At 45.7% G+C, this 12,038-nt stretch carries 10 protein-coding genes; 3 read left to right on the forward strand and 7 right to left on the reverse strand.

All coding sequences use genetic code 11. From position 1 onward, the window contains the following. The first annotated feature begins 90 nt into the window (after positions 1-90). Positions 91-438, forward strand: a complete 348-nt coding sequence (locus QT984_RS12655; RefSeq protein ID WP_333374118.1) for a hypothetical protein — start codon at positions 91-93, stop codon at positions 436-438. A gap of 116 nt (positions 439-554) precedes the next feature. Beyond that, complete coding sequence (locus QT984_RS12660; RefSeq protein ID WP_333051606.1) at positions 555-1,895, forward strand: 16S rRNA (cytosine(967)-C(5))-methyltransferase; 1,341 nt, start codon at positions 555-557, stop codon at positions 1,893-1,895. A 334-nt stretch (positions 1,896-2,229) separates the two neighbouring features. Here QT984_RS12660 and QT984_RS12665 read toward each other — a convergent pair whose 3' ends face one another. From QT984_RS12665 to QT984_RS12695, 7 genes are all read right to left on the reverse strand, one after another. Beyond that, positions 2,230-4,785 carry a penicillin-binding protein 1A gene (locus QT984_RS12665; RefSeq protein ID WP_333051603.1) on the reverse strand — a complete coding sequence of 852 codons (2,556 nt, stop codon included), beginning with the start codon at positions 4,783-4,785 and terminating at the stop codon, positions 2,230-2,232. 239 nt (positions 4,786-5,024) lie between these two features. Next, entirely contained in the window at positions 5,025-6,035 is a 1,011-nt protein-coding gene (gene chlG, locus QT984_RS12670; RefSeq protein WP_333051601.1) for a chlorophyll synthase ChlG, read from the reverse strand. Between the two features lie 294 nt (positions 6,036-6,329). Continuing rightward, positions 6,330-6,812, reverse strand: coding sequence for a DUF29 domain-containing protein (locus tag QT984_RS12675; protein WP_333051598.1), 483 nt, complete (start codon positions 6,810-6,812; stop codon positions 6,330-6,332). 140 nt (positions 6,813-6,952) lie between these two features. Further along, a complete protein-coding gene (locus QT984_RS12680) occupies positions 6,953-7,657 on the reverse strand; it encodes a helix-hairpin-helix domain-containing protein (RefSeq protein WP_333209923.1) in 705 nt (234 codons plus the stop codon). A 184-nt stretch (positions 7,658-7,841) separates the two neighbouring features. Beyond that, a complete protein-coding gene (locus QT984_RS12685; RefSeq protein WP_333035309.1) occupies positions 7,842-8,189 on the reverse strand; it encodes an NINE protein in 348 nt (115 codons plus the stop codon). A gap of 94 nt (positions 8,190-8,283) precedes the next feature. Beyond that, entirely contained in the window at positions 8,284-8,496 is a 213-nt protein-coding gene (locus QT984_RS12690; RefSeq protein WP_333051592.1) for a hypothetical protein, read from the reverse strand. Between the two features lie 352 nt (positions 8,497-8,848). Beyond that, the gene (locus tag QT984_RS12695) at positions 8,849-10,441 is read right to left on the reverse strand and encodes a CPBP family glutamic-type intramembrane protease (RefSeq protein WP_333051590.1); all 1,593 of its coding nucleotides are present in this window, start codon (positions 10,439-10,441) and stop codon (positions 8,849-8,851) included. Positions 10,442-10,656: 215 nt separating this feature from the next. Between QT984_RS12695 and QT984_RS12700 the strand changes: the two genes are divergently transcribed. Beyond that, positions 10,657-12,018 (forward strand): histidine phosphatase family protein, encoded by a 1,362-nt coding sequence (locus QT984_RS12700; RefSeq protein WP_333374121.1) that lies wholly within the window; start codon positions 10,657-10,659, stop codon positions 12,016-12,018. Positions 12,019-12,038 lie beyond the last annotated feature (20 nt).

The following is a 12,038-nucleotide window of genomic DNA, read 5'->3' on the forward strand; positions in this document are numbered from 1 at the left end:
CTGGTGGCTGCGGGCTTTTTCATTCGTTTATTTTACCAGCTTTTGACACTGAAGTTTTTTTGACCTGAATCCTTACCCCCTGGCAACCGCATGGGAACAATATTTAAGCTTTTTAAGTTTTACGATAATTATGGGGTTGAAGAATGTTATTTCTACGATTTAAAGGATAATGAGTTAATGGGTTGGGTGCGAAGTGACGGAGAACTCAACTATATTGAATCAATGGAGGGTTGGGTAAGTCCGCGTTTGCAGACACGTTTTGAAACTGCATCGGGAGATTTAGAAATTTATCGTCCCGATGGACTCAAGTTTTTGTCTTATGTGGAGTTATCAAGACAAATGGAACAAGAACGAGAGGAGAAAGAGTTAGTACAGCAAAAAGCCGATCGCCTTTCAGAAAAACTCCGAGAAATGGGGATAAATCCAGAGGAAATTTGAAACTTTTAGAGTCCTGGACGCACGGGTGGTCAGAAACCGGGTTTTTCACCGAATCTGCGGGCTGTAACGAAGTATTATCGTAAAAAACCCGGTTTCTAGGTCTCCATATCTTAACCATGCAAAATCCCCGCCAAATAGCTTTTCTCGCACTCCGCGAAGTCCACCGCCGCGGTGCATTCGCAGATGCCGCACTCGATCGCGCTTTCAGCAATTCTCAACTCAACGACCTCGATCGGCGTTTAGTCACAGAATTAGTTTACGGTAGCGTCAGGAGAATGCGATCGATCGACTTCATCATCGACAAACTAGCGACAAAGAAATCCTCCCAACAACCGCCCGAACTCCGCACAATCTTACATTTAGGGTTATATCAACTCGAATATCTCAACCAGATTCCCCCCTCCGCCGCCGTCAACACCACCGTTCAACTAGCAAAAGAAAACGGATTTTCAGGACTCAGCAGTTTTGTCAACGGTTTGTTGCGCCAATACATCCGTTTAACAGATAACGACTTAAACCCATTAACAGTTACCAATTATAAATCACCCGTTGAACGCCTAGGAATTTTGCACAGCTTCCCCGAATGGCTAATAGAATTGTGGATCGAACAAATAGGCGAAACCGAAACCGAACAACTCTGTGAATGGTTCAACCAATCCCCCACAATTGACCTGAGAATCAATCCCTTAAAAAGCTCGATCGCCCAAATCGAAGCGGCCTTCAAATCCCACAACATTAGGGTTAGCAGAATCCCCAACTTGCCACAAGCATTAAGACTAAATGGCAGCATCGGCGCAATTCAAAACCTCCCCGGATACAGCGAAGGTTGGTGGACAATCCAAGACAGCAGCGCTCAATTAGTCAGCCATTTACTAGCGCCCCAGCCAGGGGAAACTATCATCGACGCCTGCGCCGCGCCGGGGGGAAAAACCACCCACAGCGCCGAATTAATGCAGGATGAAGGCACTATTTATGCCTGCGACAAAACCGCCAGCAGACTCAAAAAACTTAAAGAAAATGCAGACAGACTCCAGATGAAATCCATTAAAATTCATACCGGAGACAGCCGCCATTTCCCAGAGTTTGTTAACCTCGCAGACAGAGTTTTACTAGACGCACCTTGTTCCGGCCTCGGAACCCTCCACCGCCGCGCCGACGCCCGCTGGCGCCACACGCCCGAAAACATTCAACAACAATCTCAACTGCAATCGGAATTGCTAGCAAATGCAGCGACATTTGTCAAGTCCGGCGGCGTATTAGTGTATGCAACTTGCACAATTCATCCCTTGGAAAATGAAACAGTTATTCGATCGTTCTTAGACAGCAATCCTCACTGGCAAATCGAACCGCCAACAATTGATTTACCAGTACAGCCATCACCCGAAGGATGGGTGAAAGTTTGGCCGCACAGACATCACATGGACGGCTTTTTTATGGTGCGGATCAAACGAGATTAGATTTTTTTGTACATTATATCATGTCCGGTCGATTCCCTCCGCTTCGCTTCGCCCGAAATTAGGTAGGGGCGGGTTCACCAATAATATCTGCCAATAATGGACAATCTCAAAAACCCGCCCGGCCGGGATATTATGGTCAATCGAGCGGACATGATATTAGACATCTCCAGAAAAGCCAGTTTTGAACAGGCAGGATGCCTGTTCCACAATAATTATGGGAGAGGTATATTGAAATTTGCCGTTGGGTGAGGGCGGGTTTATGAGATTATTGGTTTTAGGCGATTATTGTTCGTGAAACCCGCCCCTACGGGTGGCAATTGTTGGTAAAACCCGCTTAATATCCCGGCTCTTGATAAGCAGGCTCTTGATAAGCAGGCTCTTCCCACTGGCGATACCGGGGTTGAGGATTGGGATTGTAAGGTACGATCGCACCATCCTCATTCACAATCATTCCCCGAATAATCCTCTTAGGCTCCACCGGTTTAGCCTTAATACTGCCTTTGCGGCCCTCCAACTCCGGCAACTTAGGAAACTTCTCTACCGGCATTCCCTTAACAATTTGACTCATAAAATCGCGCCAATTGTAGGCCGCCGTACCGCTAGTTCCCCAGGTGGGATAATTATCATCATTTCCTAGCCAAACTCCAGTCACAACCTGTGGAATGTAACCAATAAACCACAAATCCCGGACATTTTCCGAAGTACCAGTTTTGCCTGCTACAGCGCGATCGTTTAAAGCCGCAGGCCCCCCCGTACCGTCTTGCACAACACCCTCCAACATCCAAGTAGTAATCGCAGCACTATCCTTATCCAAAACCCGCTTCGGTTTAAAATTAGCCTGATAAATCACATCTCCCCGCTGATTAATCACCCGCTTAATTCCGTGGGCTTCAATAAAATTCCCTTGCGCTGCTAAAGTACCGTAAGCATTGGTTAACTCCAGCAAATTCACCTCTGAAGATCCCAAAGCCAGGGAATAAATCGGACTCAATTTCGACTTAATTCCCATATCGTTGGCTACTTTGATCGCCGGTTCAAACCCCACATCCATCAACACCTTCACAGCTACGACATTCACCGAACGCGTCAAAGCATCAGAGATCGATCGCCAACCGCTAAATTTTTTGCCATAATTATTCGGTTGATAGCCGTCGATAATAATTGGTTCGTCTTCGTAACCGTCATAGGGAGAAAAACCAGCCGCCATCGCCGCGGCATAAACCAACCCTTTAAACGTCGATCCGGGCTGCCGCAAAGCCTGCGTAGCGCGATTAAATTCACTTTCCTTAAAATTTCCACCTCCTACCAGGGCCTTAACTTCCCCAGTCTTAGTGTCCATAGAAACTAAAGCGGCCTGTTCAAAACCCTGACGGCGGCCATCAACTTCGATCGCATCTTTAACCACCTTTTCCGCTATTTTCTGCCACTTCAAATCCACCGTCGTCTCAACAGTCAAACCGCCAGCTTCCAAAGCATCCTGAGAAACATAGCGTGGCAATTCCTTCCGAATGTAACTAGCAAAATAAGGCGCGACCACTTTAAATCGCTTCGGCGGACTTGGTTTAACGGCGATAGGTTCCGCCATCGCCGCCTTCGCCTCAGCCTCTGTAATTACCTTCGCTTCCTGCATTTGTTGCAGCACAAGATTGCGGCGTTGCTTAGCAATATCGGGATTAACCAAAGGCGAATATTCGCTCGGTGCCGGGGGCAAACCCGCTAAAGTTGCCATCTCTGCCAAAGTTAATTTATCGACTGTTTTGCTAAAGAAAACCAACGCTGCATCTGCCACTCCGTAGGCATCTGAACCCAAATAAACCAGATTTAAATATCTTTCTAAAACTTGCTCTTTACTCAACTCCCGCTCTATTTTTTGAGCTAAAAGAGCTTCTCGAACTTTCCGCCTAATACTTCTTTCCTGATTGAGAAAAACAACGCGAGCCAATTGTTGCGTAATTGTACTGCCGCCCTGCACTAAATCTCGCGCGATCAAATTAGAAACAATCGATCGCACAATACCTTGATAATCCACCCCGCGATGTTGATAAAAACGGCGGTCTTCTATGGCAATAAAAGCTTGAACCAAGAGTTCGGGAATTTCTTTAAGTTTCAGTTTATCTCTAGTTGCAGGCCCCGACTGCAACAAAATCGTATTATCTGCTGCCTTAATTGTCAGCGTTCCGTCGCGGTTAAACGCTGACAAATCGTTAACATCTGGCAAACCTTTGTCTAAGGTGTACAAAATCCATAAACCGTAGATTAAAGCGCCCCCGCCTATACTTACCACACCTAAACTTATCCAAAATCTAGGGCGGCGGGAGATCCGTTTTTTAGTTTTTTCCTGCGGTGCGCTATTTTCCTGCGGTGTGCTAATTTCCTGTAGTTCCGTATGTCTCTGCAGTTGGGTGTTCTGCGATTCGCTATTTTCCGGCAATTCGCTACTATCGGATTTTTGGGGTGATTTAGTTCCCAGCAAACTTAATCCCGGCCCCAACAATTCTTTTCCCTTGGTTTGCAAGCTGGTAACTTGAGGTTCAATTTCCAACCAAGCAATTAAGCGCTTCAACCCTTGCCAATTGCGTTTGACTATTGGATATCGAGCGTATTCTGGCTCTAAATATTCTGACTCTAAATATTCTGAGTCTAAATATTCTGAGTCTAAATATTCTGACTCTTCTAGAGATGCAGCATCTTCTGATACCACATACTCGGAGCGCTCATCCCTTGTCCGTGTAGAAAATTCCGCCTCGGATTCCGGCGAGTTGAGCTTATTGCCCTTCGCTGCCTTCGGCGGTTCTCGATCGGAATTACCGCTTATTGCGTTAGTGACTTTGCTCAATGTATCTTTGATATTTGAGAAAAATTCTGCCACGATCAGACCTTCAAACCTCATCAAGTCCGATTAAAAATTAAAAATTAAAAAAGCTAGCCTTCTTCAATTCTTAATTTTTAATTCGACATTTTTTCTTGAATAACACGCTGCCTTGAATTAGTTTTTTTGAATTAAAAAGTTTTTAATTCAAAACTCAAAATTCAAAACTTTTCTTAACGCTGCAGAACTTGGTATTTTTTTGAGAAGTGAATTAGATTTTTTTAATTCAAAATTTTTTAACTCAAAACTCAAAACTCTGCTTAATTCGCATGACCTAGTGCCAAGGCTGCTACCAGCATACCCAAAACCAGGAAAGGCTGAGCACTTGCCTGATATTTAACATCATTTTCCAGGGGATTACGCAAAAAGTACATATCCTGAAAAGTAATTTGGGGAATTATCAGCAGCAGCAGAATGACAGCGTAAAGGTTTTGGTGGATGCTGATCAGATAGCCTGCAATCCCAGCTTGAAAGATGTCGATCATCAAAACGCAAATCCAAGCTGCGGTGCTGATGCCAAACATCACTGGTAAAGATTTTAACCCTAATTGCCGATCGCCCTCAACACTTTTGAAATCATTGACGATCGCAATTCCCAGCCCAGCCAAACTGTAAAACAGGGTCAAGATCATAATGGTCGGATCTAGTGTACCAAACAAAGCTTGACCCGCCCACCAAGGCAGGGCAATGTAGCTAGCACCCAGGGCATAATTTCCCAACCAGCCATTCTGCTTGAGTTTCAGCGGGGGCGCAGAGTAGATATAAGCTAGAAACGCGCCGCCGAGAGTCAAAACAGTCATTATCGGGAATTCATGACCCGCCCACAAGTCTAGAGCATAAGCCACCCCAATGCCAGCGCCTAATAATACCAAAATTTGCGTTACTACTTGGGGAATCGAGATGATACCGGAGGGAATCGGACGGTAGGGCTCGTTAATGGCGTCGATTTCGCGATCGTAAAAATCGTTCAAAGTTTGAGTGTACCCGGTCAGCAACGGCCCTGACATCAACATACAAGCTGCTGCGATCGAGAAATTCTCTAGATTCCAAACATAGTTTCCAGAAGAGGCCGCCCCGCACACCACGCCCCAAATCAGGGGAATCCAGGTAATCGGTTTCATCAATTGCAAGCGAATCTTCCAGATGGAAGTTTCCCCGCTAGCGGCCCCTTTCATGCCCAACAGTTGCCGAGTTTTGGAACTGCGGTTTTCGGTAGCAGCACTTTCCGGTGCAGATTCTGGGGAGATTGGGGAGGGAGGAGAGTCAGACATAAGTGTGATGTTAGCGGTACTGCTACTATTGTGTCGTTCTGCGTTTCAATAATAATTCTGATAGGATACCACTGATATTTAAGGCATCGTCTTGAAAACTTACCCCGTCTTGGAGTTAATGCTAGGGAAAAGTACGGGTTTCATCAACTTATTTTAATATCATTATTCTGTGTAAATGTCAAGAGGATAAATACTTTTTTTAATAATTTTGCTGGGCCCGCCTGCTTGGGGAGATTTTTGCCAGCCGGTGCATTGAATGTCAATTACCAGGAGGCGATCGAGTTTTTTGCCATACTACCCTTGAATCATCTCATCTGCCAGAAAATCTGGCAAAAATTCAGAATCTAGAACCTCGACCCAAGTGTAGATACATAATTGCGGAAACGTTTCTACAGGCAATCCAGTTTCAGCAATTGCTTGTTCTGCTGCATCCGCATAGCATTCAGTCAATACCTCTTCAAGATATGGTTTGAGACTGGGGGAATCTTTGATAGCTTTGCGAATGCGTCTGCGATGTTCGGCAATGCTGCCTTTCCAACTACCGCTTCTTTGATCCGGTTGAAATTGCCACTTAAGCAAGTGCAGGAGAATTACCACCAGATTACTCTCTAAACTCCGGCGTTCACTTCGCCCCATGTCTTCTATTTCTGCAATCAGATTTTCCCAGTCGATGTTTGAATAGTCGCGATCCCGCAACTTTTCCACAGTAGTTTCAATCCATCTCAGGTAATCTGTATCATACAATTTTTGTCGTTCTACTTCTAATTTTGTCGTCATAATACTTTTTAGTTGGGCCGGGGCGGGTTTACGAGATGATTAGTTTTAGGCAATTATTGTTGGTCTAACCCGGCCCTACAAGGTTCGATCGCATATTATTGTTTGTTTTTTTTGCTTTGGACTTACTTAACAACTGTAAATCAACAAATATGGCGGTATGAATCAAAAGGCAGTCCCGTCCGCCGCTTGACTTCGACAACTGATTTGTAAGCGCCTTTTCTCTGCCTTTCTCTAACTATTTTTTCCGCAACATATCGATCTAAACCGCTGGCGATTAACTCTTCCGGCGAAAGAATATTTAACCGTTTCCAAGTAAACTGCGATTCTTTTTGATAATTGTAGCTGAAGCAAATCATCGGGGCGATGCGTCTGACGTGACTTTCGGGAACTCCTGCTATTTCTGATAACTCTTCGGCGTAGGTAAAAATGTAGCCTTCGTTTTGCAGAGATTCAATATCGTTGGCGTAGACGATCGGCAAACCCAAGATTCTGACCATATCGTCTTTGGTACACTCATTAATATCTATTTTGCCGCGCACGTTTGCCAATTCTTCGGCATTCGTCGCACTCGCCGGAACCAGTAAACCTCTGGGTGCGGTTTTGATGAGATAGCGCTTTTTCAAACTAAAAGCAGTAACAATTTGAGCAATCCACACGATCGTACCCAAATTAGTTGAAGAAGATACCGCGAGTGCTGCTAAAGTAATGCCAACACCCCATCCCATCCAACTACGAATATTTGATTTTTGGCCGGCATAGGCGATCGCCAATCCGCCGAAGTAGGGAATAAAAGAATACCACACCCAATTTGGAGTTTGACGTAGCCAGTATAAATCTTGAGACACTTTAATTTTATCCTTAAATAATAGTTGTGATCTCACACTTACTTATTTCACTCCCACTTTTTTAATAGTGGGCTTTCTTCTACCTTCTTCCATCGGACTGACATCCGTTGCATCCGTTGCATCCGTTACATCCGTTACATCCGTTACATCCGTTACATAATCCGTTGCCGAACTTCCTTCTTAATTACAATTCTCGCAACAGTTTTTGGCGTTTTTCCTCATATTCTTCGGCGGTAATTGCGCCCATATCGTAAAGTTTTTTCAATTCGCCGATCGCCCCGGTTACATCTTTTGCCGCTCTGAGGACATAGCCCGACGGCAACGTGCCGCCATTGTACTGAACCTGAAAAGCTTGTTCCGACATCAGCAGCAGTCCCAGAAAATCGAAAAATGCGATCACGAACGGAATTAATGTCCCAGAAAATAGCAAGTATAATACCCCTGCTAAGTTATTGCCCAAATAAAATTTGTGAATTCCGAAACCTCCTACAAAGAAAGCTAACAGAACTGCTACGGTTTTATCTTTTACCATTTTTACTTTCCCCAGTTTTTTATTTTAACTTCCGCCATCGACTTTGAATGCACGACCTTGAACGATCGAGCTAAGTAATGTTACTAATTTTTACTCATTTATTTGGGTTTTTGCGAAACTTAGACATCGCAAAATACAGCAGAACAATACCGGCTTGAGCTTGTATAATGACCAAGTAGCCTCTCAAGAAATAATTGAGTTCGCTGCCTGAATTGAAAGAAAATATTAACAGACCCAAGGCTGCGTAGGGTGCGAAACGCATCCAACTCGGCGTTCCCTCTAAGTTGCGGCTGTTCAAATTGCTCATGGGTTTAAGCCTCATCCTAAATTAAAATTTAGCTATAAATTAGCCGGATTGTCAACTTCCGCTGGGTGCGATCGCCCGCGTGAGTCTCTCAATCAACAGCCGACAAGATATTACTTCCATCTTAAACCCTGTTTTTCCGCTAAAGTAAGGAAGCGGGGCGGGTCTATCTGGATCTGTGGCTAATATTACAGATTAATGTGAACCCGCCCCTATGGGAGTTCCGGTTATTGTACCGGCCTAGATATCAGGGGCGCAGCGAACAGCCTACTGCTGTTTTTGGCAAGAGTCGATCGCCCGCACGAAAACTGTCAAAAAAACTCGGTTAATTCACAATTATTAACAACCGCCCCAATTAACTCGCGCCGCCGCCCAAAAGAAACAGACTCAAGAGAGTACCGCTATTCCAAAGACTGTGGAGAAGCATAGGAGCAAGGAGATTTCGCGATCGCGTGTACACAAACCCCAAAACCGCACCCAAAGTCGCCAAAGGCAGAATCTCAGACACACTCAAGTGAGCCACAGCAAACAAGAAAGCAGAAGCTGCGATCGCCCCCCAAACAGGCAAATAGCGAGTCAGAGAAGGTAGTAGAAAGCCCCGAAACACAATTTCCTCAAAAACCGGAGCCGCGATCGCAGCAGTGCCGAAAAACACCGCCAAAGCCACGTTATCCCTACCTTCGAGAACGATCGGCAAAATCGGATTACTGCCACCTTGTCCCTGCCATAACTGCTGATTGATCAGCGACACCAAAACCACCAAAGGCAAAGCCGCAAAATAGCCGCCAAAACCCCACAAAAACCAATTTCCCCGCAAATTAATCCGAAACCAACCATCAGGCAAAGGCAAAAAAGACTTCACCGAAAAATACAGTACCGAAAGCCCCCCCGCCGACAGCAACAAATAAGTAGCAAAGATATAAAAAGCCTTCTCGCGCGGGTCAAAAGTAGCAGGATTCAGTTTTAAAACAGCCAGAGAAACAGGCAGCAGCAAATAGGGAATCAAGATTTGCCCGACAAAGAAAAAGCCGACCACCAGCACCTGCCAAACAATCTCGCCATCCCAAGGCACATCCCAAGTCAAGCTTGCATTTCGCGCCAACACCGGGCCGGAACCTGCTGTATCTAACTGCTGCCGCTGCAACAGCCACTGCAGGCTCAAACCAACCAGCAAAACCGTACCAATACAAAGCGAAATAGCCGGAACGCCGACAATAATTGCCAACTTTTCTACAGCTTGCTGGGCTGTTACTTGCTCTGCTGCTTGCAGCGCCACCAGCTCTTTAGAACGTTCTTGCAGCTTGTAAAGTTGAGCGAGAGCGCGATAGCGAAACCAGCCATCCAAAGACTTTTGAATGTTCTGCTCGGCATCCGGCAGAAGTTGAGCCGGATTGCTCCAAATTCCAGTTAAAACTTTAGCAGTTACCGCCGCAGGATCGTAATCAATTTGAGTGTTGTACCGCTCAACTAAATTTTTCCAAGTTTGGATCGCCGCCTCAGTTTTACCACTGCTTGCCTGCAAAATTCCCAATCGCAAGTCAAGTTCGTTTAGCAGCACTGACTGTTGCTTGATCGACTCGGACGCCGCCTTATTTTGAGCCAAATTCAGAGTATTATCCTCAGACTTAGAGGCAATTGCCGACTGAATTTCTTTAACTTGTGCTTGAGATGTTTCGAGAGTTTTGCGAGTCGAGTCTCGCGCTTCTTGATATTGCGTCAAAGCCGTATTTAAAGGATCTGCACCGACAATATTGTTGCGCGCCGAACTTAAATTAGCACTCTGATTATTTTCTCCTTGCCACTCCGAGGCGTGCAGCAGCAAATTTGTCTGGTAGAGTTCCAGCCGGCTTTGAATTTGCGGCTGATTCCAACTAGCAAGTAAAGATAAACCGACCAGGGCGATCGCGATCGCCGTTAAAATACCTAAAATAACCCGCTTCAGTGTCATTCCTGCTTTTCCGTCCCGCGCGAATCCGTGGCTAAATCTTTTCCGTCTTTAATCATAGGTCGTTGCAGACGAGAGTATCCCGACAACTGGTAAAATTTCACTGGCTCATCTTTTTGACTCGTCTCGCACCCGAAGACTGGGTAAGGCGTGCACCGCACACCCGAAGCGCGGTAACAGGCTAAATCTAAAATCTAAAATCTAAAATCTAAAATCGAATGACTCGCATTATCTTAGTCCGTCACGGCAAAAGCACCTACAATCAAGAACGCCGCATCCAAGGCCGCCTCGATAAATCAATTTTGACAGAAGCAGGCCGCAGCGCCGCCCTGCAAGTAGGCGACACACTCAGCAGTATCGCCTTTGATGCCGCCTATACCAGTCCCCTGCAACGAGCCAAAGAAACAGCGGAAATCATCCTGTCGCGCTTGACAAATCCGCCACAACTCCAGCCAACTGATAATTTGATGGAAATCGATTTGCCTCTGTGGGAAGGAATGTTGCGCCAAGATGCGATCGACAAATTCCCCGAAGCATATCAGCAGTGGCAAAAACAGCCCGACAAATTTTCCATGAAACTGCCATCTGCTGACGGAGAAATCGAACACTTTCCCGTATTGGCAATTTTTGCTAACGCCCGTCATTTTTGGCAAGAACTTTTATCGCGCCACCAAGACGGCACAATTCTAGTAGTAGGTCACAACGGAATCAACCGCGCTCTCATCGCCACCGCGTCGGAAATTACCCCTGATTACTATCAATCAATTCAACAGTCAAATTGCGGAATTAGCGTCATTAATTTTGGAACTTACCCTGTTACCAACGACGCACTTGGAGAGCCAAAAAAGAAAGTTGCAGTTCAATTAGAGTCAGTGAATTTAACTTCCCATACCGGGGAAATTTTTCCCAAACCGAGGGACGGACACCAAGGCCCCCGCTTGTTGCTGGTGCGTCACGGCGAAACAGACTGGAATAAAGCAGGTAAATTTCAGGGGCAAATAGACGTACCTCTCAACGATAACGGCCGCGAACAATCCAGGCGGGCAGCAGAATTTCTCAAGGACGTAAAATTAGATTTTGCTATCAGCAGTTCCATGCTGCGCCCGAAAGAGACTGCGGAAATTATTCTCCAATATCACGGCGGTTTGCAACTCGAACTCCGGGATGAGTTGAGAGAAATCAGCCACGGACTTTGGGAAGGAAAGTTTGAATCAGAAATAGAAGAATCCTATCCGGGTTTGCTAGAGGAATGGAAAACATCTCCAGAAACAGTCCAAATGCCCGAAGGAGAGAATTTGCAGCAAGTTTGGACGCGGGCGATCGCATCTTGGCAAGAAATTGTACATTCTGTTTCAGGTACTGGAATTGTCGTTGCTCACGATGCCATTAACAAAGCAATTCTCTGCCACCTATTCGGTTTGGAACCCGAACATTTCTGGAAGTTCAAACAAGGAAACGGAGCCGTTAGCGTGATAGATTATCCCCACGGCCCCGATGGTTTGCCGGTATTGCAGGCGATGAATGTGACAACTCATTTGAGCGGCGGCGTTTTTGACCAAACAGCAGCCGGAGCACTGTAATTAGTAAAGTGCTGGGCCCG

It is taken from the genome of Microcoleus sp. Z1_B2, assembly GCF_036700325.1.
Lineage (GTDB): Bacteria > Cyanobacteriota > Cyanobacteriia > Cyanobacteriales > Microcoleaceae > Microcoleus.

Bases quoted from the DNA above. Each gene is read 5' to 3' on its own strand.
- QT984_RS12655 (WP_333374118.1), top strand. From the start codon at position 91: ATGGGAACAATATTTAAGCTTTTTAAGTTTTACGATAATTATGGGGTT.
- QT984_RS12660 (WP_333051606.1), top strand. From the start codon at position 555: ATGCAAAATCCCCGCCAAATAGCTTTTCTCGCACTCCGCGAAGTCCAC.
- QT984_RS12665 (WP_333051603.1), bottom strand. From the start codon at position 4,785: ATGAGGTTTGAAGGTCTGATCGTGGCAGAATTTTTCTCAAATATCAAA.
- chlG (WP_333051601.1), bottom strand. From the start codon at position 6,035: ATGTCTGACTCTCCTCCCTCCCCAATCTCCCCAGAATCTGCACCGGAA.
- QT984_RS12675 (WP_333051598.1), bottom strand. From the start codon at position 6,812: ATGACGACAAAATTAGAAGTAGAACGACAAAAATTGTATGATACAGAT.
- QT984_RS12685 (WP_333035309.1), bottom strand. From the start codon at position 8,189: ATGGTAAAAGATAAAACCGTAGCAGTTCTGTTAGCTTTCTTTGTAGGA.
- QT984_RS12690 (WP_333051592.1), bottom strand. From the start codon at position 8,496: ATGAGCAATTTGAACAGCCGCAACTTAGAGGGAACGCCGAGTTGGATG.
- QT984_RS12695 (WP_333051590.1), bottom strand. From the start codon at position 10,441: ATGACACTGAAGCGGGTTATTTTAGGTATTTTAACGGCGATCGCGATC.
- QT984_RS12700 (WP_333374121.1), top strand. From the start codon at position 10,657: ATGACTCGCATTATCTTAGTCCGTCACGGCAAAAGCACCTACAATCAA.